The organism is Cellulosimicrobium sp. ES-005, assembly GCF_040448685.1.
GTDB classification, from domain to species: Bacteria; Actinomycetota; Actinomycetes; order Actinomycetales; family Cellulomonadaceae; genus Cellulosimicrobium; species Cellulosimicrobium cellulans_G.
Genome location: NZ_CP159290.1, coordinates 2,573,513 through 2,596,459 on the forward strand (window position 1 = coordinate 2,573,513; position 22,947 = coordinate 2,596,459).

Here is a 22,947-nt window from a genome sequence, read left to right on the forward strand (position 1 = left end):
GCGCCGAGCACGACGTTGCTGTCGTTGTCCGGGCGAAAACGACAGCAACGTCGTGGTCGAGGGCGCGTCACCCCGTTCTCGACGATCAGGGGCGTCAGGCGAAGAACACCCGGAGGTCGGCGACGACGTCCTGCGGGACCTCGAGCGAGGCGTAGTGGCCGCCGCGCGGGAACTCGGACCAGTGCTCGATCCGGGCGTTGTCGCGCTCGGCGAAGGCGCGGATCGTCTGGAAGTCGTCCCGGAAGACGGCGACGCCGATCCGGCCCTGGCTCACGACCGGCTCGGCACCGGAGCGCTGCTCCGCGTAGTGGTAGCGCGCGGCGGTCGCGTAGGAGTTGGTGAGCCAGTAGAGCGTCGCCTGCGCGAGCACCTGGTCGGCGCTCACGAGGCTCGTCCCGTTGCCGAAGCTCTCGAACAGCTCGTGGTACGCGAGGACGGCGACGGGCGAGTCGGCGAGGCCCGCGGCCATGGTCTGCGGCCGGGACGCGTTCATCGTGTTGTAGGCGCCCACGGACTGGAACCACTGGAGGTGGCCGAGCGCCGCGTACTCCTTCTCCCCGAAGCCGTCCATCTCGCCCGGCGCACCGGACGGGAAGGAGAAGAGCTGGAGCACGTGCGCGCCGCGGAAGCCCTCGGGGTCGAGGACCGCGAGCTCGCGCGAGACCATCGCCCCGCCGTCGCTGCCGTGGATGCCGTAGGACGCGTAGCCGAGGTCGCGCATGAGCGCGTCGTAGGCCCGGGCGACGCGCGCCATGGTCCAGTCGGTGTCGCCGACGACGGGCGTGGAGAACCCGAAGCCCGGCATGGACGGGATCACGAGGTGGAACGCGTCCTCGGGGCGGCCGCCGTGCGCGACGGGGTCGACGAGCGGGTCGATCATGTCGAGGAAGTCGAGGAACGACCCGGGGTACGAGTGCGCGAGCAGCAGCGGGGTCGCGTCCTCGTGCTGCGAGCGCACGTGCAGGTAGTGGATCGGCTGGCCGTCGATCTCGGTGCGGAAGCCCGGGTAGGCGTTGACCCGGTCCTCGACGGCGCGCCAGTCGAACGCCGTCCAGCGCCCGACCATGTCGCGCAGGTAGGACTCGGGCGTGCCGTAGTCCCAGGAGTCGCCGGGGGCGGCCGGCGCGAAACGGGTCCGCTCGAGCCGCTCGCGCAGGTCGTCCAGGTCGGCCTGCGGGACGGCGACGGAGAACGGGCGGTGCTCGAGGGTGGTGCTGCTCATGATGCCTCCTCGGTCGGAGCGGGCCTCGTGCCCTGCTCTGCTACCGACGTTATGCAGGGTTCCGGAACGTTTTCTTCCGCTATTCTGACCTGGTTCCGACTTTCTTCCGGCGGCCCCTCGGAGGGACCTCGTGGCTTCCACCTCCGCCCGCACGCTCGCGCTGCTCGGGCTGCTCCAGTCTCGTCCCGACTGGTCGGGCGCCGACCTCGCCGCCCGGCTCGACGTCACCGACCGCACCGTCCGCAACGACGTCGCCCGGCTGCGCGAGCTCGGCTACCCCGTCGACGCCGTGCGCGGCCCGGGCGGCCGGTACCGGCTGGGGGCGGGTGCACGACTCCCCCCGCTCCTGCTCGACGACGCCGAGGCCGTCGCGGTCGCCGTCGGGCTGCGAGCCGCGACCGGCACCGCGGGCTTCGAGGAGTCCGGGGCGTCCGCGCTCGCGAAGCTCGAGCAGGTCATGCCCGACCGCCTGCGCCGTCGGCTCTCCGCGCTGCGGTCCGCGAGCGCCGCCGGCCCCGCGAACACCGACTCGAACGTCGAGGACCCGGTCGTCGACCCGGACACGCTGACCGCCCTCGCCGACGCCGTGCGCGACCACCAGGGCCTGCGCTGCTTCTACCAGGACGAGCCGGTCGAGCTCGAGCCGTACCGCCTCGTCGCGTGGCAGCGCCGCTGGTTCCTCGTCGCGCGCGACCCGACGACGGGTGCGTGGGCTCCGTACCGCGTCGACTGGCTGGTGCTGCGCGTCCCCGGTGGGCGGCGGTTCACGCCGGTGAGCTTCCCCGGGGACATGACGGAGTTCGTCGTGCGGGAGGTCGCGCGCACGGGATGGGCGGTCCACGCCCGGATCGTCGTGGACGCCCCGGCCGAGGAGGTCCTGCGGCGCATCAACCCGACGGTCGGCACGGTCGAGCCGCTCGACGACGACCGCTGCGTCCTCGTCACCGGCGGCGACAGCGTCGAGGTCGTCGCGGTGTGGGTCGGCATGCTCGGCCTCGACTTCCACGTGACGGAGCCGCAGGCCCTCGTCGACCACGTCCGCACCCTCGCAACCCGCTACACCCACGCCACCCCGCCCTGACCCCCGGCCCCGGGCCCCCGGTCGGTCGCCGAACACGACATGAGGGTCGTTCTCGGGCGCTTTCCGTCCTTCAGGTCGTGCTCGACGGCGGGTGGGGTCGTTCTCGGCGCCGGTCGGTCCTGGGCGGGGTCCGACGGCGGCGCTCGCCCGCTGGGGCGGGCGCGCCTAGCGTGTGGGGGATGGACGTGGAGGCGCGCTCCGCCGTCGGGCGCTACGACGACTTCGCCACCGTGGTCGGGCCGCGGAAGGCCGGGGTGCGCGGGTGCTGGTGCATGTCCTACCGCGACAGCCGGGTCAGCGCAGAGGACCGCCCCGGCTTCATGGCCGACCTGTGCACGACCGAGCCGGGGCCGGGCGTGCTCGCGTACGTCGACGGCGAGGTCGCGGGCTGGTGCTCCGTCGCGCCGCGCAGCACGTACCGGCGGCTCATGAACGCCCGGACCATCCCGTTCGTCGACGACCTCGACGCGTGGAGCGCGGTGTGCTTCGTCGTCCGGGCCGGCTACCGGCACCGCGGGCTGATGCACCACCTGCTCGCTGGCGCCGTCGAGCACGCCGCAGCACACGGCGCGCCCGCGGTCGAGGGCTATCCCGTCGACGCGGGCGGCGAGCGCGTCGACGTCATCTCCGGGTACGTCGGTACCGTTGCGCTGTTCGAGCGGGCCGGGTTCGTGCGCGCGGCCCCGACCACCGGCGTGAGCGGCGGCGTGCCGCGCGTCGTCATGCGCCGCGCGCTCGGCTGAGCGCGCTCGGCCAGGACGGCCCCGCGCCCCACGGGTCGACGACGGCCACGCCGGTGCCGTCGAAGTCGTGCACGTCGCGCGTCGCGAGCGTCGCGTCGTGCACGCGGCAGATCGCGGCGATCTGCGCGTCGGCCATGCTCATCGGCCGCCCCGCTCGCTCGCGGAGCGCGAGGAGGGTGCCCCCGACGCGCGCGGCGTCGGCGTCGTACGCGAGCACCCGGCCCGAGAAGGTCGTGGTGACGTGCTCCTCGACGAGCGCGGCGAGGCGGTCCCGGCGCCGCCCCTCGGGCAGCCGAGCCACGCCGTGGACGATCTCGCCGACGGTGACGGCCGTGATCCACAGCGTCTCCGGAGCCTGCGCGTCGAGCCAGCGGAGCACGCGCGCCTCGGGTACCGGGCGGATCGCCTCGGACACGACGTTCGTGTCGAGGACGATCACGCGTCCGCGACCTCGCGCTCCGACCCGCCCGGCTCGTCGGAGAAGTCGACGGCGCGTCCGTGCTCCGAGCGCGGGGGCAGGTCGAGCTCGACCGTCAGCCCGGCGTCGGCGAACGAGCTGTGGATGAACGTGCCGAGCCCGCGTTCCAACCCGCTCGGTGCCGTCACCGCAGACGTGAGGATCGCGCGGATCTCCGCCTCCATCGACCGGCCGTGCTCTGCGGCCCGCGCACGCAGCCGCTCGCGCACGTCGTCGTCGAGCCCTCGGATCGTCAGCGTCGCCATCTCGACCACCTCCGTACACCACGCTAGCAAAACGACAGCACTGCCCACCGGGGTCGCCCCGCCCTCGGGAGCAATGAAGTTGCGGCGGGTTGAGAGAATGGACCGTCGTGAGTACCGAGCCCGCAGCGAACCCGCCTGACGCGCGCCCTCCCCAGCAGGGCGGCGCCGCCGAGGGCACCCCGCGCGAGGGTCGTCGGCGCCGCGGGAACCGCCGCGGCCGCGGGCGGGGCGACCGCCCGACGTCGGGCACCCCGACGACCGGCACGACGGCGCGGCGCAGCCGGGGCGAGCGAGCGACGTCGGGCCCGCGACAGGTGAGCCGCGCGCAGCTCGAGCGGGCCGCGCAGGCGCGCGAGACCGTGACGGTCCCGCCGATCACGTACCCCGAGCAGCTCCCCGTCAGTGCCCGACGCGCGGACATCGCCGCCGCGATCCGCGACCACCAGGTCGTCATCGTCGCGGGCGAGACGGGCTCCGGGAAGACGACGCAGCTCCCCAAGATCGCGCTCGAGCTCGGCCGGGGCCGTGCGGGGCAGGTCGGGCACACGCAGCCCCGCCGCATCGCCGCGCGTACCGTCGCCGAGCGCATCGCGGAGGAGCTCGGCACGGAGCTGGGCGGCGTCGTCGGGTACCAGGTGCGGTTCACCGACACCTCCAGCGAGGACACGCTCGTCAAGGTCATGACGGACGGCATCCTGCTCGCGCAGATCCAGCGCGACCCGGAGCTGCTCGCGTACGACACGATCATCGTCGACGAGGCGCACGAGCGGTCCCTCAACATCGACTTCCTGCTCGGCTACCTCGCGCGGCTCCTGCCGCGCCGCCCCGACCTCAAGCTGATCATCACGTCGGCGACGATCGACTCCGAGCGCTTCGCGCAGCACTTCTCCCCCGCGCACCTCGCCCGGCTCGGCGGCGCGCCGGAGTACGTGGTCGACGCGCTGCCCGACGCCGCGCCCGTCGTCGAGGTGTCAGGCCGCACCTACCCGGTCGAGATCCGGTACCGGCCGCTGTCCCCGGACGTCGACCCCGGCGCCTCCACCGGAAGCGCCACGAAGGCGAAGGGCCGCGCGGGCGCCGAGGAGAAGGACCTCGTGACCGGCATCGTCGACGCGTGCGACGAGCTCATGCGCGAGGGGCACGGCGACATCCTCGTGTTCCTCTCCGGCGAGCGCGAGATCCACGACGCCGCCGACGCGCTCACCGGCCACCTCAAGGACCGCGTCACCGACCCGAAGCACCCGCAGCGAGTCGAGATCCTGCCGCTGTACGCGCGGCTGTCGTCGGCCGAGCAGCACCGCGTGTTCCAGGCGCACTCCTCGCGGCGCATCGTGCTCGCGACGAACGTCGCCGAGACGTCGCTCACCGTGCCGGGGATCCACTACGTCGTCGACCCCGGCACGGCCCGCATCTCGCGCTACTCCAAGGCGACGAAGGTCCAGCGCCTGCCCATCGAGCCCGTCTCGCAGGCGAGCGCGAACCAGCGCTCCGGCCGCTCCGGCCGCGTCGCCGACGGCATCGCGGTGCGCCTCTACTCCGAGGACGACTTCGCCTCCCGGCCCGAGTTCACCGAGCCGGAGATCCTGCGCACCTCCCTCGCGTCCGTGCTGCTCCAGATGATCTCCGTCGGCGTCGTCGAGACCCCCGACGAGGTTGCCCGCTTCCCGTTCGTCGAGCCCCCGGACACGCGCGCCGTGCGCGACGGCGTCCAGCTCCTCACCGAGCTCGGCGCCCTCGCCACGTCCGACGGCGTCGCGCGCCTCACCGAGGTCGGGCGCGTCCTCGCGCAGCTCCCCATGGACCCGCGCCTCGCCCGCATGATCTGGGAGGGCTCGAGGCTCGGCGTCGCGCGCGAGGTCGCGATCATCGCCGCCGTCATGTCGATCCAGGACCCGCGCGAGCGCCCCGCCGAGGTCCGCGCGCAGGCCGACCAGGCGCACGCGCGCTTCACCGACCCGCACTCCGACTTCCTCACCTACCTCAACGTCTGGGAGTACGTCCGCGAGCAGCAGCACGAGCTCTCGTCGTCGGCCTTCCGCCGCCTGTGCAAGGCCGAGTACCTCAACTTCCTACGCATCCGGGAGTGGCAGGACGTCGTCGCGCAGCTCCGCGAGATGTCCAAGCCCCTCGGCATCGACATGTCGTACAAGCCGCGCGCACGCGGCGCGGCCGGCAGCCCGAGCACCTCGGGCGCAGTCGCGGCGGACCCGACCACCGCCCCCGACCCGACCCCCGACAGCCAGGCCTACAAGCGCGCCTGGGACGGCGACACGATCCACAAGGCGCTCCTGTCCGGCCTGCTGTCGCAGATCGGGATGCAGGACACGGGCGAGGTGAAGGCGTCGTCGGTCGCGCACCTCAAGGGCGAGGCGCGTGCCAAGGCGCTGCGGCGCGCGCAGAAGCAGGCGCGCAACGAGTACACCGGCGCGCGCGGCGCGCGGTTCGCGATCTTCCCCGGCTCGCCGCTGAGCAAGAAGCCGCCGGCCTGGATCATGGCGGGCGAGCTCGTCGAGACGTCGCGGCTGTGGGCGCGCGACGTCGCCCGGATCCAGCCCGAGTGGGCCGAGGACCTCGCGGGCGACCTCGCGCGGCGCACGTACTCCGAGCCGCACTGGTCGACCAAGCGCGGCGCCGCCATCGCGACCGAGAAGGTGCTGCTGTACGGCGTGCCGATCGTCGCGGACCGCAAGGTCCTCTACGCCAAGGTCGACCCCGAGGCCGCGCGCGAGATGTTCGTGCGGCACGCGCTCGTGCAGGGCGAGTGGACGACGCACCACCGGTTCTTCCACGACAACCGGAAGCTCCTCGCCGAGGCGGAGGAGCTCGAGGCGCGCTCGCGCCAGCGCGGGCTCGTCGTCGACGACGACGTGCTGTTCGACTTCTACGACGAGCGCGTCCCCGACGACGTGGTGTCCGCCGCGCACTTCGACCGCTGGTGGAAGACGGCGCAGCGCCGCGACCCCGACCTGCTCACCTTCACGCTCGAACAGCTCGTGCCCGACGCCGAGCAGGTCGACACGTCGCAGTTCCCCGAGACCTGGCCCCAGGGCGAGCTCACGCTCCCGCTCACCTACCAGTTCCAGCCCGGGACCGAGGCCGACGGCGTGACCGTGCACGTCCCGATCTCCGTGCTCAACCGCGTCGTCCCCGACGGGTTCGACTGGATGGTGCCGGGCCTGCTCGACGAGCTCGCCACGGCGACGATCCGCTCGCTGCCCAAGCCGGTCCGCGTCCAGCTCGTCCCGGCACCGGACGTCGCGCGCGACGTCGTCGCCTGGCTCCGCGCGCACACGCCCGCCTGGGAGGACATGGCCCGCGCGGGCGACATGGCCGAGCCGTTCCCCGTCGCGTTCACGCGCGCCGTCCGGGCGCTGCGCGACGTCGTCATCCCCGACGACGCGTGGGGCCCCGAGCAGGAGGCACGCCTGCCCGCGCACCTGCGCATGACGTTCCGCGTCGAGGACACCCGCGGTCGCGGCTCCGTCGTCCTGGACGAGTCGAAGGACCTCCTCGCCCTCCAGCGCCGTCTCGCCGCCCAGAACCAGGCGGCGGTCCGCGCGGCGGTCAAGGGCGCGGTGGGCGCTGCTCTTCGCGAAGCGGCGTCGGGGTCGGGAACGTCGGTCTCTGGGTCGGGTCCGGCGGCGGAGGGGGCGTCGGTGCTCGGGCTACCATCCGCGCCGCTCGTTCCTCACGGCGCTCCCGCCAGGCCCGCCACGCCCTTCGCATCCGACGCCCCCTCCACCACCTCCGCGTCCGGCTCGCCGTCCGCCAGTGGTCGGGCCATCGGGCCCGACGGCGCCGTCTCACCCTCGGCGACCGGCTCGCCCGGGCGCGCGGCAGCCGCTGCCGCTGCCGCTGCCGCTGCCGCTGCCGCGACCACGAGCGTGCTCATCACCGAGCAGAGCGGGCTCACGACGTGGCCCACAAGCCTCCCTGACGGGACGCTGCCCAGCACCGTGTCGACGGACCTCGGGGGTGGGGTGGTCGTGCGGGGGTTCCCTGCGGTCGTCGAGGAGCAGGACGCGAAGGGGAAGCCGGCCGTCGCGCTGCGCGTGCTCGCCGACGCGACCGCGCAGGCGCGCGAGCACGCGCGCGGTGTGCGGCGTCTGCTGCTGTCGGAGACGGCGCTGCAGACCGGCAGGATCACCAGTCGGTGGAACGGGACGCAGTCGCTCACGATGGCGGCGAGCCCGTACCGGAACACGGACGCGCTCGTCGCGGACCTCCAGCTCGCCGCGGTGATCGCACTGACGAGCGGGGGCAGCGGGCAGTACGGCACGCAGCCGGACGCCACGGCGATCCACGACGGCGAGGCGTACGCGGCGGCGCGGACGTTCGTCCGGGCGCACCTGGAGGACCAGGTGCACCAGGTGGTCGGGCACGTCGTGGCGGCGCTCACGGCGTCGCGGAACCTCGACGCGGAGATCCGCGCGTCGAACAGCCTCGCGCTGCTCAACACGCTCACCGACCTGCGCGACCAGGCCGCGGGCCTGATCCACGACGGCTTCGTGTCCCAGACCCCGCCCCGACGCCTGCCGCACCTCACGCGCTACCTCCGCGCGGCGTCGTACCGGCTGGAGAAGGCGCAGACGAACCCGAACCGCGACGCCGAGCTCGCGTGGCGCGTGCACGACGTCGAGGAGGCGTACCAGCGCGCCCGGGCCGCCTACGCCCAGGGCTCGGCCGACCCGGTCCGCGCGGCGGACCTGGCCGAGGTCCGGTGGCTGGTCGAGGAGCTGCGCGTGTCGCTGTTCGCGCAGCAGCTCGGCACGGACGGCCCGGTGAGCGAGAAGCGCATCCGCAAGCTCCTCACGCCCGACGGCTGGTGACACGAGGCCGCGCACGGCGCGGGCACCGCCCGCCGCCTCGCCGTCAGCAGGTCTCGAACACGTACGAGTACGGCTCGCCCGTCTCCTCGACGGGGTCGAACCCGCTCACGTCCGTGTCGGGCGTGACGAGGTAGAGGTCGCGCAGCACGGTGAGCGGTGCACGGTCGGGCAGGGCGCACGCGTCGGCGAACGTCAGCCCCTCGCCTGCGAGCGGGCCCGGGTACTCGACCTGCAGCACGTGGTCGCCGTACACGTCGGTGTACGCGGCGCACTCGTCCCAGACTGCGCACTCCTCGGTCACGGCGAAGTCGAAGCCGAGGTCGTCGTGCGCGACCTGCGTGATCTCCGCGGCGTTCTTCTGCGCGATGGCGAGCCCGGCGTCGTGCGCGAGGTCGACGTACGCCGTGGCGAGCGCGTGCGCGCCGGCCTCGTCGATCTCGGCGAACCGGGTCCAGGTGTCGAGGTTGTCGATCTCGACCGCGTCGAACCCGTCGCCCGCGCAGCCGGTGACCACCGGACCGAGGATGTCGAGGATCCCGTCGCGCTGCGCCGCGGTCGACGGGTCGAGCACGAACTCGTCCGGCCAGTCCGGGTCGACGACGAGCAGGCCGTCCGCGTCGTGCAGCAGCAGGTCCTCGTGCGCGAGCCACAGGTCGGCGTCGTCGGGCTGCGTCTGGAAGCCGTTCACGTAGCAGACGTTGTACGCACCGGAGAGCGGCGCCGCCGTCGCGTCGCGCACCACGACGTCGGGAGTCACCGGACCGGAACCGGCGTCGACCTCGTCGTACGCGCCGCCGAGCTGGTAGTCGAGGACCCCGCTCGTGGGCGGCAGCTCGACCAGCGCCGCGGTCGTCGCGTCGGTCGTGGTCGTGCGCGCCGTGTCCGGGACGGGGCTCGTGCCGCCGACGGCGGGGCCGCCCGCGCACGCGGTCAGCACCAGCGCCGAGCCGAGTGCCAGGCCGGTCGTCGTTCGTCTCATGTGCTCGTTCCTCTCGTCGTGACGCGCTGCCCGCGCGCCATGGTGGGGGTGCCGATCAGGAGATGCAGGACGGTCCGAGGTGTCAGGCGAACACCTGCGTGCAGAGCCGGTCGACGGCGTCGCGCACGGCCCCCCGCGCCGGGGCGAGGTACTTGCGGGGGTCGGTGACGGCGTCGTGCGCGTCGAGGAAGTCTCGCACCTGACGCGTGTAGCCGACGTTGAGCGCGGTCCCGACGTTGATCTTGCGGATCCCCCGCGCGACGGCGTCGCGCAGCATCGGGGCAGGGACACCGGACGACCCGTGCAGCACGAGCGGGACGGGGACCTCCGCGGCGATCCGCTCGACGAGGTCGAGGTCGAGCTCCGCGGTCGTGCTCGTCATGGCGTGGGAGCTGCCCACGGCGACGGCGAGCCCGTCGACACCGGTCGCGGCGACGAAGGACGCCGCCTCGTGCGGGTCGGTCCGCACGCCGGGTGCGTGCGCACCGTCCTTGCCGCCGATCTCGCCGAGCTCGGCCTCGACCCACAGCGTGGTGTCGTGCGCGGACCGGGTGAGGTCGCGGGTCGTGGCGACGTTGTCCGCGTAGTCGAGGTGGGCAGCGTCGACCATGATCGACGTGATCCCGAGTCGCCACGCCTGGTCGACGACCTGACGCGCGAGGTCGACGTCCTGGACGTGGTCGAGGTGCAGCGAGACGGGGACGCGTGCCGCGACGGCGATCTCGCGACAGGCCGCGACCAGGGCCGTCATGCGACCCTCGTGGTAGCGGACGGCGTTCTCGCTGATCTGCAGGATGCCGGGAGCCCCGGCGTCCTCGAGGCCGGCGACGATGCCCTCGGCGTGCTCGAGCGTGATGACGTTGAACGCGAGCACGGCGCCGCCGTCGCGCGCCGCCGCAGCGACGAGGTTCCCCGTCGCGGCCAGGGTCACAGGGCACCTGCCGGCACGAGGGCGCGGAGCGGCTCGGGGAGCAGGTCGCCGTGCGCCGTGACGAGCTCGTCGCACAGGGCCCAGATCTGCTCGGGGGTGAGGGTCGAGGACGCGTTCGGGTCCATGAGCACGGCCTGGCGCACGAGCCGAGGGTCGCCGGTGCGCGCCGCCTCGACGGTGAGCGCGCCGACCGAGACGTACGGCTGGTTGAGCGCCGCGCACTGGGCCGGGAGCGAGCCCATCGGCACGGGGCGCAGGCCGTCGCCGTCGACCGCCGCCGGGACCTCGACGACCGCGCCCTGGGGCAGGTTGTCGATCAGCCCGTGGTTGGGGACGTTGACGTGCACCTCGCGCGGCGTCCCGGTGACGAGCGAGTGGATGATCTGGGGCGCGTACTCGCTCGCGCCGTCCTCGAGCGCGAGGTCCTCGCCGGCGGCGAGCGCACGCCGCGCCGCCTCGAACTCCGCGACGTTCTCCCGGCTGATGCCGACGTACTCGAGCGGCTGCAGGCGGTAGCGCTCGATCTGCTCGTCGGAGCGGAGGAACCACGGCAGGTACTCGGAGGAGTGCTCGCTCGTCTCCGTCGGGTAGTAGCCGAGGCGACGAAAGATCTCGACCCGGACGCGACGCTCGAGCCCGGGGTCGCGGCGGATCGTCTCGCGCAGCCGGGGGTACAGCGACTCGCCCTGGTGCTCCCACTCGAGCAGCCACGCCTGGTGGTTGACGCCCGCGGCCCGGTACCGCGTCTCCTCCACCGGGACGCCCACGAGCTCCGCGAGGTCGTGCGCCGTCCAGTAGACGGAGTGGCAGAGCCCGGCGACCTTGAGGTCGGGAGCGACGGTGGAGACCCACCACACGTTCATCGCCATCGGGTTCGTGTAGTTGAGCAGCCACGCCTCGGGGCACAGCTCGCGCATGTCGGTCGCGATGCCCTCGAGCACCGGGAACGTGCGCAGCGCGCGGAACACGCCACCGACGCCGGTCGTGTCGCCGATGGTCTGGCGCAGTCCGTGGCGCGCGGGGATCTCGAGGTCCTTCAGCGTCGCGTCGATGCCGCCGACCTGGATCATGTTGACGACGAAGTCGGCACCGTCGAGGGCCTGGCGACGGTCGGCGTACGCCTCGACGGTGGCCGACGCCCCGAGCTGGCGGCTCACCTGACGCGCGGTGCCCTCGGCGACGCGGAGCCGCTCGGGGTCGATGTCGTGCAGCACGAGGCGGGCGTCGGCGAGCTCCGGGTAGCGCAGGATGTCGGCGACGAGCTGGCGGGTGAAGACGACGCTCCCGGCGCCGACGAACGCGATGCTGACCATGTCGACGATCCTCGGCGCCGTCGAGCGCACTGTGCAAGAATACGATCAGATTTCGCTGATAACACTCACTTTGAATGAGCGATTTGCCTTGTCCGGGCGCCGAGGGCCTCGGGCGTCCGCCCCACAACCGCCGGAAGGAAGCGCATGTCCGTCGCACCCGACGCCGCGCCCCGCGCGATCTCCCACAAGCGCAGCGACCGCATGATGCGGGCGCTGACGTACGTCAACGAGCACGGCACGGCACGCCTCACGGAGCTGGTCCGCGAGCTCGGCGTGTCCTCGGCCACGATGCGGCGCGACCTCGCGGACATGGAGGAGCAGGGCCTCGTGTTCCGCACGCACGGCGGGGTGCGCGCCCTCGACCCCACGACGGAGGTCCCGGTGCTCCTGCGCGACTCCCGGTTCCGCGAGGCCAAGCTGCGCATCGCCCAGCACGCCGCCGGGCTGCTCCCGCCGGGGCGCTACTCCGTCGCGATCAGCGGCGGCACGACGGCGGCCGCCGTCGCGCGCGCCCTCGCGACGCGACCCGACCTCGCGATCGCCACGAACGCCCTGACGACGGCGACCGAGCTCGCCGCGCGCAGCAACCTGCAGGTCATCATGACCGGCGGGTTCGTCCGGTCGAGCTCGCTGGAGGCCGTCGGTGTGCTCGCCGAGCACACGTTCAACGCGATCAACGTCGGCACGGCCTTCCTGGGCACGGACGGCATCAGCGTGCGCGGCGGCGCGACGACGCACGACGAGACCGAGGCGCGCACCAACCACGCGATGGTCGCGCACGCCGAGCGCGTCGTCGTGGTCGCGGACGGGTCGAAGGTGGGGCGCGTGACGCTCGCCAAGATGGCGGACCTCGAGGAGATCGACGTGCTCGTGACGGACTCGTCCGCCGACCCGGAGGCCCTCGACGCGATCGCGGCGGCCGGTGTCGACGTCCAGGTCGTGCCCGACGACGGCCCGGTCACGGCCGTGCAGCCGGCCGAGGGGCCGACCACGCCGCTCTGACCCCGCAGCGGGTCTACGACACCGGGAGCGCCACGGCCTCGACCTCGACCTCGCCGACGAGACGGCGGGCCAGGTCCGCGTCCAGGACGGCCGCACCGGGGACCTGGGCGTTGGCCGTGCCCGCGGCGGCACCGAGCGCCACCGCCGCGGCGAGGGAGGCCCCCGTGTCGAGCGCGACGAGCATCCCGCCCAGGAACGAGTCGCCGCTCCCCACCGGGAAGCGGCCGACGTGGCCCCCGAGCCGCACGCGCAGGACGCTCGTGCCGTCGCTCGCCCACGCCCCCTCGGCGCCGTCCGTGACGACCACGAGGCCGCCCGACCGGTCGCGGATCCCGGTGACGAGCGCTGGCCCCGGGGTGTCCTCGGGGACGCCCAGCAGCTCTGCCGCCTCGACCCGGTTCACCTTGACCAGGTCGGGCCCCTCCCCCACGGCACCCGCGAGCGCCGGACCGTGGCTGTCCACGGCGACGCGGGCACCCGCCGCCCGCAGCCGACCGACGACGGCGCCGACCACGCTCGGCGCGATGGTGCCGGGGAGGCCGCCGGACAGCAGCCACCACCCGCCGTGGTGCGCGGCGAGGTCGAGCGCGAGCCCGACGGCACGGTCGAGCGTGTCCGGCCCCACCGGGACGGCACGCTCGTAGATCTCGGTGAGCGCACCGGTCTCTGCGGCCAGGACCGAGACGCACGTGCGCGTCGGGTGCTCTCCGGGCACGACCCGCAGGTCCACGCCGTCGGCTCTCGCCCCCGCCGCGACGTCCTCGCCCGATCCCCCGGCGAGGACCGCGACGGCGGTCGTGCGGGCGCCGAGCGACGCCGCGGCGCGGACCGCGTTGAGCGCCTTCCCCCCGCCGACGCGACGGACCTCGCGCGGGCGCTGGATCCCCTCGAGCGCGTCGACGACGTACGTGACGTCGAGCGAGGGGCTGAGGGCGAGCGCGGAGATCATGCGAGCGCGGCACGCAGCGCGGCCAGCGTGGCCTGCGCCCCGGTGCCCCCCGGGCCGCGCGTCGACAACGAGCCGGCGCAGGCCGCCCAGCGCACGCGTTCGGTCTCGTCCTCGATCCCGTGCGCGAGGGCCGCGAGGTAGCCGGCGTCGAAGCTGTCTCCGGCGCCGGTCGTGTCGACCACGTCCACGGCGAGCCCCGGGGCACGCACGTCGGCTCCGGCCGGTCCCACGGACCACCCGCCGCGCGCACCGTCCTTGACCACGACGCGGGGGCCGCGCGCGGCGACCGCCCGGGCGAGCGCGACGTCGGGATCGCCGGTGTGCGGCGCGTCCCGCACGCCCGCGCCGAACGCCGCCGCGACGGCTCGCAGCTCGTTGCGGTTCGGCAGCAGCACGTCCACGTGGGGCAGCAGGTCCGCGAGCCCGGTCCAGCGCTCGGCGGGATCCCAGTTCGTGTCGAGGCTCGTCGTCCACCCCCGCGCGCGTGCGGACGCGAGGACCGCGGGCAGGTCCGCGGCGAGGCGCGGCTGGAGGAAGAACGACGCGACGTGCACGACGCCGGGCGGCCCGTGCCAGCCGTCGAGCACGGCGAGCGCGTGGGAGCCGGTGAGGGTCGGGATCGTGCCCGGGACCGTGAGGATCGCCCGGTCGTCGGGCGTGGAGAGGATGACCGAGAGCCCTGTCGGCTCGTCGTGCGCGACGTCGACGGCGGAGACGTCCACCCCGGCGGCGCGCAGCGCGTCGAGCGTGAAGGTGCCGAACGTGTCCGCGCCGACGCGCGCGACGAGCGTCGTCGGCACCCCGAGGCGTGCGACGCCGGCCGCCGCGATGCTGGCCGAGCCGCCGAGGACGAGGTCGCCGGAGTCGGCGAGCTGCTCGGCCTGGCCGAAGCGCGGGACGACGTCGCCGCGCAGCACGAGGTCGACGTTCGCGTCGCCGACCACGACGACGGGTCGTGCAGTCGTCCGGTCGGTTCCGTGGGGCAGGGTGTGGGGCGTGGTCATCCCTTGACTCCGGTGAAGGTCATGGTGGCGATGAACTGGCGCTGGGCGAACAGGAAGAACAGCACCAGCGGCAGGGTCGCGACGACGTTGCTCGCCATGAGCAGCGACCAGTCGGTCCGGCGCGCGCCCTGGAAGTTCGTGATCCCGAGCTGGAGCGTGAACGACGACGGGTCGTTGATGGCGATGAGCGGCCAGACGAGGTCGTTCCACGAGCCGAGCAGCGTGAAGATCGCGAGCGTCGCGAGCGCGGGCCGCGCGAGCGGGAGGATGATCCGCCAGAACGTCGCGAGCCGGGAGCACCCGTCGAGGACGGCCGCCTCCTCGAGCTCGGGCGGGAGCGACAGGAAGAACTGGCGCATGAGGAAGATCCCGAACGCCGACGCGAGCCACGGGACCATCGCGGCGGCGAGCGTGTCGATGATGCCGATGCGCGCGAAGAGGACGTACGTCGGGACCATGAGGAGCTGGGTCGGGATCATGATCGTCGCCATGATCGCGAGGAACCCGAACGTGCGGCCCGGGAACTTGAGGCGCGCGAACCCGTACCCGGCGAGCGAGCACAGCACGATGTGCGACGCGACGGCGACGACCGAGACGAGGACGGTGTTCGTCGTCCAGCGCAGCACGTCGGTCTCGGTGAAGAGCTTGACGTAGCCGTCGAGCGTGAGCTGCGAGGGCCAGAACCGCGGAGGGAACCGGTTGATCTCCGCCTCGGGCGTGAGCGACGTGAGGAACATCTGCACGAACGGCGTCGCGAACAGCGCGGCGACGGGGACGAGCAGCAGGTGCCACAGCCAGGCGCGTCGCCGCCGGCGCCGCGGTGCGGGGGTGGCGGTGGTGGTGGCGGGGAGCGGGCCGTCCGGGGCGCCGGGTGGCGCCGCCTGCGGTCCGCCGGGCGTCGTGGCGTAGGCGGCAGGTCCGGGAACGGTCGTCGACATCAGAGTCCACCAACCTTCGTGCGGCGGGAGTAGAGCGTCACGGCGATGGTGATGAGCAGGGTCACGGCGAACAGCCCGTACGCCACGGCCGAGGCGTACCCGAACTCGAGCTCCTTGAACGCCGCCTTCCACAGGTAGTACACGATCGTCTCGGTCGATCCGAGCGGGCCGCCGCGCGTCGTCGTGTAGACGAGGTCGAAGAGCTGGATCGCCTGGATCGTCTGCCAGATGGCGACGAACACCGTGACCGGGGCGAGCTGGGGGAACGTCACGTGCCAGAACGACTGCCACCGGTTCGCGCCGTCCACGCGGGCGGCCTCCGCGAGCTCGACCGGGATGTCCTGGAGCGCGGCGAGGTAGATGACGGTCGTGAACGCGGCCTGCCCCCACAACGACATGATCGTGATGACGACCATCGCCTGCGACGGGTCCTCGAGCCAGCCCTGCTGCGGGAGGCCGAGGACGCGCAGCACGTTGTTCACGAACCCGAACTGCGGGTTGAACAGGTAGGTCGTGAGGATGCCGGTGGCCGCCGCGGAGACCACGAACGGCAGGAACACGAGGGTGCGGTAGACCCCGACCAGGACGAGCCGGCGGTTGAGCGCGACCGCGAGACCGAGCCCGAGGAAGAGCGACGCCGGGACGAACAGCGCGGTGTACAGGAGCGTGTGCCCTACCGCCGCTCCCAGCTCGGCGTCGGTCAGCATGCGCCGGTAGTTGTCCGCGCCCACCGGTTCCGGGGCGGAGAAGCCGTTCCAGTCCTGCAGCGACAGCAGGAACGCCCAGACCGCGGGAAAGATCGACAGGCCGACGACGAGGAGCGTCGCCGGGGTGACGAAGCCCCACCCGGCGAGCGCCTCCCCCGTCCGGCGGTGCCGCGGGGGCCGCCGGACGGGGGTGGGCGCGATCGTCGTCGTCACTGGTCCGCCAGCGCTTCGTCCGACCGGTCGGCGGCCCGCTCGAGCGCCTCGCGCGGTTCTCCCTTGCCCTGGAGGACCTCCGAGACCGCTGTGCCGACCGCCTCGGAGAGGTTCACGTACCCCGGCACGGTCGGGCGGGGGATCGTCGCGTTCTCGCTGTTCTGCGCCATGACGTCCAGGCCGGGCATCGCCGCGACCTGTGCCTGGAACTCCGGCGAGTCGATCTCGCTCTCGCGCAGCGGGAGGTTGCCGTAGACGACGTTCCAGCGCACGTCCTGCTCGGGGTCGGTCAGCCACCTCGTGAACTCGTACGACCAGTGCTCACGGTTCGCGTCCTGGTGGTCGAACAGGACCCAGAGGTCGGCGCCGGAGATGGTCGTGTGCTCGCCGTCGTAGGCCGGCAGGGGGACGACGCCGTACTGCGTGCCCGCGACCTGGAGGTCGTACAGCGTCCACGGCCCGGACGTGACCATGCCGATCTGGTCGCTCGCGAAGATCTGCGTGAACTTGGTGTCGGTCTGGTCGAGGTAGACCGACCCGTCCTCGACGGCCATGTCGCGCAGGAACGTCAGCGCGTCCACGCCGGCGTCGGAGTCGAACGTCGCGGTCGTGCCGGACTCGTCGAGGATCTCCCCGCCCCGCTGCCACAGGTGCGGCCAGAACTGCCACGTCGTCTCCTCGGAGCCGGAGACCCCGTAGGCGTAGCCGTACGTGCTCGTCGCGGGGTCCGTGAGCTCCTTCGCCGCGGCGCGGAAGTCGTCCCACGTCCAGTCCTCGGTCGGGTAGTCCACGCCGGCGGCGTCGAACACCGTCTTGTTGTACAGGAGGGAGAGGTTGTCGACGACGGCCGGGAAGCCGATGGTGGTCTCGCCGTCCGGCTGGGCGGTGGCGCGAGCGGCGCCGGAGAACTCGTTCCAGCCGACGTCGGGGTCGCTCACCTGGTCGGTGATGTCGAGCGTGCGCTCCGACTCGGCGAGCTCGCTCGCCCAGGAGCCGAACGCGTAGGAGATGTCCGGGTAGGTTCCGCCGGCGAACGAGGACGACAGCTTCTGCAGCAGGTCCTCCGTCGACGGCGCGCCCGACGACACCTCGATCGTCACGTTGGGGTGGAGCTCCTCGAACTCCTCGGCGAGGCCCGTGAGGATCGTCTGGGCCTGGTCGGCCTGGCCGGTCCACCACGTGAGCGTGACGTCGGCCTCGGGGTCGAGGGTCGTGGCGCCCTGCGTCCCGGACGAGCACGCGGCGAGCAGCAGCGCGCCGGAGACGACGACCGCTCCGGCGGCTCCCCGGGCCACGGTGAGAGGACGGTCGGGACGGCGGCGGGTGGGATGACGGAACATTGTCGGCCTTGTCTCTTGGGCGGTCTCTTCGTCGAGTGTCCGGGTACTGCGTCCCCGTCGGTGACGGGCTGTCGCGGGTCGTCCTCAGCCGAGGACGACAGAGCGGGTGAGGTGGCGCGGCGCGTCCGCGTCGAGGCCGCGGTCGGTGGCGAGGGCGACGGCGAGGCGCTGGCACTGCACGAGCTGGACGAGCGGGTCCCCCTCGAGGTGCACGACGGTCGCGCCGGTACGCCGCACGTCGTCGGCGAGCGCCGGGTCGTCCTCGCCCAGCAGGATCACGAGCGTCGCGGCGGTCGCGACGGCGACCGGCCCGTGCCGGTAGTCGAGCGCCGGGTACGACTCGGACCACGCCTGCGCCGCCTCGCGGATCTTCAGCGCCGCCTCCTGCGCGAGGCCGTAGGCCCACGAGCGGCCGAGGAACACGAAGTGCTCGAAAGCGCCCGGCTCGACGGGCAGCGGCGCCGCGAGCGCCTGCTCGGCCTGCTCGACGAGGTCGGAGAGGTCCTCGCCGAACGCCTGGCGGGCGACGGCGAGCACGGTGGTCGGGAACCGCGTCTGGACGACCGACTCCTCGTCCGCGAGGTCGAGCACGAGGACGTCGTCCGCCGCGAGGGCGACGGGCGTACCCGCGACCCCGACGACCGCGGCGGTGCGCGTTCCTGCGGGGACGGCCGCGAGCGCCTCGAGGCACTCGCTCGTGGTCCCGGAGCGGCTGATGACGACCACGCGGTCGTAGGGACGCGTCGGGTTCCACTCCGACGCGTACGCGGCGTCGGTCTCGCCGAGGCCCGCGTCCTCACGGAGGACCGCGATCGCCTCGGCGACGAACGCGCTCGTCCCGCACCCGAGCACGAGGACGCGCTCGCCGGGCGCGCCGAGCACGGAGCCGGTGGCGGGTCCGCCCGCGAGGGCCTTGGCCCACACGTCGGGCTGGCTGTGGATCTCTCGCTCGGTGACGGCGCTCGGGCTCACGTGCTTGTCCTGTCGTCGGCGGGGTCGTGACCCCGGGTCCAGCGGTGGTGGGTGCCGCGCGGCGCGGACCCGATGCCCAAGATCCTGCTCATCGTCTGCGCGATAGTCACGCAGAGTGGCACATTCACTCACTCTGGATGATCGGTTCGCGTAACATCCGTGAAATCTGCGCGCGGGGGGCAGATGCTCGGGGACGTGACCGATCCTCTCCACCACGCCACCCCGCCCCCGGTGCCGCCCGCACCCGACCTGCGGCTCGCCGACTGGGAGCCGCGTGCCCGCGTGCGGCTCCCCCGGACCGACGTCACCCGGGCCGCGGTGCCCGCCGTCGACGTCCACAACCACCTGGGCCGCTGGCTCACCGCCGACTGGTGCGCGCCGGACGTTCCCGCGCTGCTCGACCTGCTCGACCGCACGAACGTGCGCACGGTCGTCAACCTCGACGGCCTGTGGGGCGACGAGCTCGAGGCCAACCTCGACCGGTACGACCGCGCCCACCCGGGCCGGTTCCTCACCTTCTGCCAGGTCGACTGGGGGGCGCTCGCCCACGCGGGCGGCGAGCGCGAGGTGCAGCGGCAGCTCCGCGACGCCGCGGCGCGCGGGGCGCGCGGCCTCAAGGTGTGGAAGGACCTCGGCCTGACCGTCACCGGCCCCGACGGCGCGCTCGTCGCGCCCGACGACCCTCGCGTCGTCGAGACGCTCGCGCTCGCGGGCGAGCTCGGGCTGCCCGTCCTGATCCACGTCGCCGACCCGAAGGCGTTCTTCGAGCCGCTGGACCGGTACAACGAGCGCGTCGACGAGCTCACCGCGCAGCCGTCGTGGTCGTTCGCCGACCGGTCCCGGTTCCCGTCGTTCGAGCACCTGCTCGACGCGTTCGAACGCCTGCTCGTCGCGACGCCGGGGACCACCTACGTCGGCGCGCACGTGGGCTGCGTCGCCGAGGACCTCGACCACGTCTCACGGCTCCTGCGGTCCGCACCGAACCTCGTCGTCGACGTCGCGGGCCGGCTGGCGGAGCTCGGGCGTCAGCCACGGCGCTTCCGCCGGCTCGTCGAGGACTTCCCCGACCGCGTCCTGTTCGGCACCGACGCGTTCCCGTTGTCCCGCGAGCAGCTCGAGACGCACTTCCGGTTCCTCGAGACGGCCGACGAGCACTTCTCCTACGCTCCCGGCGACCCCGTTCCGCCGCAGGGTCGGTGGGCCATCTCGGGCGCGGACCTCCCGGCGCACCTCCTGCCGGCCCTCTACGCGGGGAACGCGTGCCGGGTGCTCGGGCTCGACGGGGCCTGACCCGCCGGGTCAGGGCAGCATGACCTCCCGCGCCGGGTGCACCGACGCGTCGAGCACGACGCGGTCGCCCAGCGGTTCGTCGAGCTCGACGACGAACGGCGTCGGCGGGTTCGACGGGCAGTCCGCCACGCCCGTGCGCGGCTCGACGCCGACCGTCACGGCGATCGCGTCGTCGCGCACCGCGAGGTCGGAGAGCCGCACCCGGCCCTCGGCGTCCTCCCCCGCTGTTGCACTCCATCTCGGTGACGAGCAGGCGCACCTCGCGCGCGTCGGGCACCGGCGGGTGGTCCGGGTCCAGGGTGAGCGTCGCGGTGCCGAGCCCGCCGAGGTCGGCCCGCAGGGCGCAGGTCTGCGCGGCGGTGAGGAACCACGTCGGCACGGGGTCGACGTCCGTGGCGTCGGTCAGCTCGATCACGAGCATCTCGTGGGTCCGGACGTCGCCGGCGCCCAGGTCTTCCGGCTGGTCGAGCGCGCGCAGCAGTGCGACCCGCTCGGCCCCGACCACTCTCCCCGTACGTGCCACGCGGTCCTCCTTCATGTCCCGAATGCGTGCCGACCGGGCGCGACCTTGCGGGCCCGCCGTGGCCGGGATGACGACCCGCCGCTTTACTCGTGGTGGGTGACAGCGTGCGCACTGTCACACTGTCGGACAAGACAAACCCCATACGGATGTCTTGAAATGGGACCCATCGACCACAACCGTCGTCCGACGAGGCGACGCCCGCAGGTAGGGGGACACCATGACACGAGCCGTCGTCACGGGCTACGGGGCGGTGACCCCGGTCGGGCTCACCGCGGCAGGCACCTGGGACGCGCTGCTGCGCGCCGAGCCCGGGGTGCACGCCATCAAGGACGACTGGGCCGCCGACCTGCCCGTGCGCATCGCGGCGCGGGTGGACGACGCGTTCGCGGAGGGGCTCGCCGTGCGCGAGGCGCGCCGCACGGACCGGGCGGAACAGCTCACGCTCGTCGCGGGCCGCGAGGCCTGGGCCTCCGCAGGGTCGCCCGACGTCGACCCCACGCGCCTCGCGGTCGTCGTCGGGTCGGCGAACGGCGGCATCGCGACGACGCTCGACCAGTCCCACGTGCTCGACGAGCAGGGGCCCCGGCGGGTCTCGCCGCACACGGTCACGATGCTCATGGCCAACGGGCCGGCGGCGTGGCTGTCGATCGACCTGGGTGCCAAGGCCGGTGCGCGTGCGCCCATCAGCGCGTGCGCCGCGGGCTCCGAGGCGATCACGATGGGTCGGGAGATGATCCTCTCCGGGTCCGCCGACGTCGTCGTCTGCGGCGGGGTGGAGGCGGGCGTCCGGCCGTTCTCCCTGGCCGCGTTCGCGGCGGCGCGCGCCATGTCGACCCGCAACGACGAGCCCGAGCGCGCATCGCGCCCGTTCGACGTCCACCGGGACGGCTTCGTCATGGGCGAGGGGGCGACGCTCCTCGTCCTCGAGAGCGAGGAGCACGCGCGGGCGCGGGGCGCCGCGGTGCACGGCGTCGTCGCCGGGGCCGCGCTGACCTCGGACGCGTTCGACATCGTCGGCGGGGACCCCGAGAACCAGGCCCGGACGATCGGGATGGCCCTGCGCGCCGCGGACCTCTCCCCCGCCGACGTCGGCCTCGTCCACGCGCACGCGACGTCGACCCCGGTGGGCGACGTCAACGAGTCGGACGCCCTGCACGCGGCGCTCGGCGTGCCCCCGCCCGTGACGAGCACCAAGGGCGCGACGGGCCACCTGCTCGGCGCCTCGGGCGCGCTGGGCATCCTCGTCGCGCTGCTCGCCGTCCGCGACGGCCGCGTGCCGCCCACGCTCAACCTCGACGCGCTGGACCCGGCGATCGACCTCGACGTCGTCCACGGCGCCGCCCGGGACACGACCGCCCGCCACGCGCTGGTCAACGCCTTCGGCTTCGGCGGCCACAGCGCGAGCGTGGTCGTCTCGCGTGACTGACCTCCCCCGCCGAACACGACCTGAAGGTCGTTATGGGGCGCTTTCCGTCCTTCAGGTCGTGCTCGACCGCGCGTGAGGACGTGCTCGGCCGTCGCGACGCGCCGCGAGGCACGATGGGGGCATGGACCTCGACGCCCGGCTCGCCGACATCACGACGCTCGCCGTCGACGCGATCGTCAACGCCGCGAACTCGTCGCTGCTCGGCGGCGGGGGCGTGGACGGCGCGATCCACGCCGCGGCCGGGCCCCGGCTCCTGGAGGAGTGCCGCCGGATCCGGCGCACGACCCTCCCCGACGGCCTGCCCGTCGGCGACGCCGTCGCGACCGACGGCTACGACCTCCCGGCCCGCTGGGTGATCCACACCGTCGGGCCGGACCGCCACCGCGGCCAGACCGACCCCGCGCTCCTCGCGTCGTGCTTCACGCGCGCGCTCGACGTCGCCGCGGGCCTCGGCGCCGCGACCGTCGCCTTCCCCGCCGTGAGCGCGGGCGTCTACGGCTGGGACGTCGACGACGTCGCGCGCGTCGCGGTCGAGGCCGTCCGCGGGTGGACCGCCGTCCGTCCGAGCGCCGACCGCGGCGACGGTGTCGCCGCCGCGACGTTCGCGCTCGTGTCGCCCCGCGCCCTGGCCGCGTTCGAGGCCGCCCTCGCGAGGTGAGCCGGCCCGTAGGGCCGAGCCCCGGGTCAGGGTCGGCGTCGGGAGGATCAGGGTCGGTTCGGGGGACATCCCGATACCGCCGCGACGAGCGTGCTCCTACCGTC

At 73.7% G+C, this 22,947-nt stretch carries 20 protein-coding genes; 7 read left to right on the top strand and 13 right to left on the bottom strand.

The window, feature by feature from the left end:
• Positions 1 to 94 precede the first annotated feature (94 nt).
• Positions 95 to 1,222 (bottom strand): epoxide hydrolase, encoded by a 1,128-nt coding sequence (locus ABRQ22_RS11305; RefSeq protein ID WP_353706795.1) that lies wholly within the window; start codon positions 1,220 to 1,222, stop codon positions 95 to 97.
• Between the two features lie 130 nt (positions 1,223 to 1,352).
• Between ABRQ22_RS11305 and ABRQ22_RS11310 the strand changes: the two genes are divergently transcribed.
• Both ABRQ22_RS11310 and ABRQ22_RS11315 read left to right on the top strand, forming a co-directional pair.
• A complete protein-coding gene (locus tag ABRQ22_RS11310) occupies positions 1,353 to 2,303 on the top strand; it encodes a WYL domain-containing protein (protein WP_353706796.1) in 951 nt (316 codons plus the stop codon).
• A gap of 179 nt (positions 2,304 to 2,482) precedes the next feature.
• Complete coding sequence (locus ABRQ22_RS11315) at positions 2,483 to 3,046, top strand: GNAT family N-acetyltransferase (RefSeq protein ID WP_353706797.1); 564 nt, start codon at positions 2,483 to 2,485, stop codon at positions 3,044 to 3,046.
• Here ABRQ22_RS11315 and ABRQ22_RS11320 read toward each other — a convergent pair.
• Entirely contained in the window at positions 3,024 to 3,485 is a 462-nt protein-coding gene (locus ABRQ22_RS11320; protein WP_353706798.1) for a type II toxin-antitoxin system VapC family toxin, read from the bottom strand. The genes ABRQ22_RS11315 and ABRQ22_RS11320 overlap by 23 nt on opposite strands.
• Positions 3,482 to 3,769 (bottom strand): Arc family DNA-binding protein, encoded by a 288-nt coding sequence (locus ABRQ22_RS11325; RefSeq protein ID WP_353706799.1) that lies wholly within the window; start codon positions 3,767 to 3,769, stop codon positions 3,482 to 3,484. Before ABRQ22_RS11325 ends, ABRQ22_RS11320 begins: the two co-directional genes overlap by 4 nt.
• Before the next feature lie 314 nt (positions 3,770 to 4,083).
• Here ABRQ22_RS11325 and hrpA point away from each other — a divergent pair, with 314 nt between their 5' ends.
• On the top strand, positions 4,084 to 8,598 hold the full coding sequence (gene hrpA / locus ABRQ22_RS11330) for an ATP-dependent RNA helicase HrpA (protein ID WP_353709545.1): 4,515 nt from the start codon (positions 4,084 to 4,086) through the stop codon (positions 8,596 to 8,598).
• Positions 8,599 to 8,641: 43 nt separating this feature from the next.
• Here the strand turns inward: hrpA and ABRQ22_RS11335 are convergent, their stop codons facing one another.
• From ABRQ22_RS11335 to ABRQ22_RS11345, 3 genes are all read right to left on the bottom strand, one after another.
• Positions 8,642 to 9,577: an endo alpha-1,4 polygalactosaminidase gene (locus ABRQ22_RS11335; RefSeq protein ID WP_253054732.1), complete on the bottom strand. Its 936-nt coding sequence runs from the start codon at positions 9,575 to 9,577 to the stop codon at positions 8,642 to 8,644.
• 82 nt (positions 9,578 to 9,659) lie between these two features.
• Positions 9,660 to 10,508, bottom strand: coding sequence for a class II fructose-bisphosphate aldolase (locus ABRQ22_RS11340; RefSeq protein ID WP_253054734.1), 849 nt, complete (start codon positions 10,506 to 10,508; stop codon positions 9,660 to 9,662).
• The gene (locus ABRQ22_RS11345; protein WP_253054736.1) at positions 10,505 to 11,821 is read right to left on the bottom strand and encodes an alpha-glucosidase/alpha-galactosidase; all 1,317 of its coding nucleotides are present in this window, start codon (positions 11,819 to 11,821) and stop codon (positions 10,505 to 10,507) included. The genes ABRQ22_RS11340 and ABRQ22_RS11345 overlap by 4 nt, the downstream gene beginning before the upstream one ends.
• Positions 11,822 to 11,965: 144 nt before the next feature.
• On the opposite strand from ABRQ22_RS11345, the gene ABRQ22_RS11350 reads away from it, so the two are divergent.
• Positions 11,966 to 12,823: a DeoR/GlpR family DNA-binding transcription regulator gene (locus ABRQ22_RS11350; RefSeq protein ID WP_353706800.1), complete on the top strand. Its 858-nt coding sequence runs from the start codon at positions 11,966 to 11,968 to the stop codon at positions 12,821 to 12,823.
• Positions 12,824 to 12,836: 13 nt separating this feature from the next.
• Here ABRQ22_RS11350 and ABRQ22_RS11355 read toward each other — a convergent pair whose 3' ends face one another.
• From ABRQ22_RS11355 to ABRQ22_RS11380, 6 genes are all read right to left on the bottom strand, one after another.
• Positions 12,837 to 13,772: a PfkB family carbohydrate kinase gene (locus ABRQ22_RS11355; RefSeq protein WP_353706801.1), complete on the bottom strand. Its 936-nt coding sequence runs from the start codon at positions 13,770 to 13,772 to the stop codon at positions 12,837 to 12,839.
• A complete protein-coding gene (locus ABRQ22_RS11360) occupies positions 13,769 to 14,776 on the bottom strand; it encodes a carbohydrate kinase family protein (RefSeq protein WP_253054740.1) in 1,008 nt (335 codons plus the stop codon). The genes ABRQ22_RS11355 and ABRQ22_RS11360 overlap by 4 nt, the downstream gene beginning before the upstream one ends.
• The gene (locus ABRQ22_RS11365) at positions 14,773 to 15,714 is read right to left on the bottom strand and encodes a carbohydrate ABC transporter permease (RefSeq protein WP_253054742.1); all 942 of its coding nucleotides are present in this window, start codon (positions 15,712 to 15,714) and stop codon (positions 14,773 to 14,775) included. Before ABRQ22_RS11365 ends, ABRQ22_RS11360 begins: the two co-directional genes overlap by 4 nt.
• The gene (locus ABRQ22_RS11370; protein WP_353706802.1) at positions 15,714 to 16,634 is read right to left on the bottom strand and encodes a sugar ABC transporter permease; all 921 of its coding nucleotides are present in this window, start codon (positions 16,632 to 16,634) and stop codon (positions 15,714 to 15,716) included. Before ABRQ22_RS11370 ends, ABRQ22_RS11365 begins: the two co-directional genes overlap by 1 nt.
• On the bottom strand, positions 16,631 to 17,929 hold the full coding sequence (locus ABRQ22_RS11375) for an ABC transporter substrate-binding protein (protein ID WP_353706803.1): 1,299 nt from the start codon (positions 17,927 to 17,929) through the stop codon (positions 16,631 to 16,633). The genes ABRQ22_RS11370 and ABRQ22_RS11375 overlap by 4 nt, the downstream gene beginning before the upstream one ends.
• A gap of 129 nt (positions 17,930 to 18,058) precedes the next feature.
• On the bottom strand, positions 18,059 to 18,946 hold the full coding sequence (locus tag ABRQ22_RS11380) for a sugar isomerase (RefSeq protein ID WP_353706804.1): 888 nt from the start codon (positions 18,944 to 18,946) through the stop codon (positions 18,059 to 18,061).
• Between the two features lie 195 nt (positions 18,947 to 19,141).
• Here ABRQ22_RS11380 and ABRQ22_RS11385 point away from each other — a divergent pair, with 195 nt between their 5' ends.
• Positions 19,142 to 20,236: an amidohydrolase family protein gene (locus ABRQ22_RS11385; protein WP_353706805.1), complete on the top strand. Its 1,095-nt coding sequence runs from the start codon at positions 19,142 to 19,144 to the stop codon at positions 20,234 to 20,236.
• Between the two features lie 9 nt (positions 20,237 to 20,245).
• On the opposite strand, the gene ABRQ22_RS11390 is transcribed toward ABRQ22_RS11385, so the two are convergent.
• Positions 20,246 to 20,437 carry a hypothetical protein gene (locus ABRQ22_RS11390; RefSeq protein ID WP_353706806.1) on the bottom strand — a complete coding sequence of 64 codons (192 nt, stop codon included), beginning with the start codon at positions 20,435 to 20,437 and terminating at the stop codon, positions 20,246 to 20,248.
• 539 nt (positions 20,438 to 20,976) lie between these two features.
• On the opposite strand from ABRQ22_RS11390, the gene ABRQ22_RS11395 reads away from it, so the two are divergent.
• Both ABRQ22_RS11395 and ABRQ22_RS11400 read left to right on the top strand, forming a co-directional pair.
• Complete coding sequence (locus ABRQ22_RS11395) at positions 20,977 to 22,185, top strand: beta-ketoacyl-[acyl-carrier-protein] synthase family protein (RefSeq protein WP_353706807.1); 1,209 nt, start codon at positions 20,977 to 20,979, stop codon at positions 22,183 to 22,185.
• A 121-nt stretch (positions 22,186 to 22,306) separates the two neighbouring features.
• Positions 22,307 to 22,843, top strand: coding sequence for an O-acetyl-ADP-ribose deacetylase (locus ABRQ22_RS11400; protein WP_353706808.1), 537 nt, complete (start codon positions 22,307 to 22,309; stop codon positions 22,841 to 22,843).
• Positions 22,844 to 22,947 lie beyond the last annotated feature (104 nt).

Bases quoted from the DNA above. Each gene is read 5' to 3' on its own strand.
- ABRQ22_RS11350 (WP_353706800.1), top strand. From the start codon at position 11,966: ATGTCCGTCGCACCCGACGCCGCGCCCCGCGCGATCTCCCACAAGCGC.
- ABRQ22_RS11365 (WP_253054742.1), bottom strand. From the start codon at position 15,714: ATGTCGACGACCGTTCCCGGACCTGCCGCCTACGCCACGACGCCCGGC.
- ABRQ22_RS11335 (WP_253054732.1), bottom strand. From the start codon at position 9,577: ATGAGACGAACGACGACCGGCCTGGCACTCGGCTCGGCGCTGGTGCTG.
- ABRQ22_RS11400 (WP_353706808.1), top strand. From the start codon at position 22,307: ATGGACCTCGACGCCCGGCTCGCCGACATCACGACGCTCGCCGTCGAC.
- ABRQ22_RS11360 (WP_253054740.1), bottom strand. From the start codon at position 14,776: ATGACCACGCCCCACACCCTGCCCCACGGAACCGACCGGACGACTGCA.
- ABRQ22_RS11395 (WP_353706807.1), top strand. From the start codon at position 20,977: ATGACACGAGCCGTCGTCACGGGCTACGGGGCGGTGACCCCGGTCGGG.
- ABRQ22_RS11355 (WP_353706801.1), bottom strand. From the start codon at position 13,772: ATGATCTCCGCGCTCGCCCTCAGCCCCTCGCTCGACGTCACGTACGTC.
- ABRQ22_RS11325 (WP_353706799.1), bottom strand. From the start codon at position 3,769: ATGGCGACGCTGACGATCCGAGGGCTCGACGACGACGTGCGCGAGCGG.
- ABRQ22_RS11305 (WP_353706795.1), bottom strand. From the start codon at position 1,222: ATGAGCAGCACCACCCTCGAGCACCGCCCGTTCTCCGTCGCCGTCCCG.
- ABRQ22_RS11315 (WP_353706797.1), top strand. From the start codon at position 2,483: ATGGACGTGGAGGCGCGCTCCGCCGTCGGGCGCTACGACGACTTCGCC.
- ABRQ22_RS11345 (WP_253054736.1), bottom strand. From the start codon at position 11,821: ATGGTCAGCATCGCGTTCGTCGGCGCCGGGAGCGTCGTCTTCACCCGC.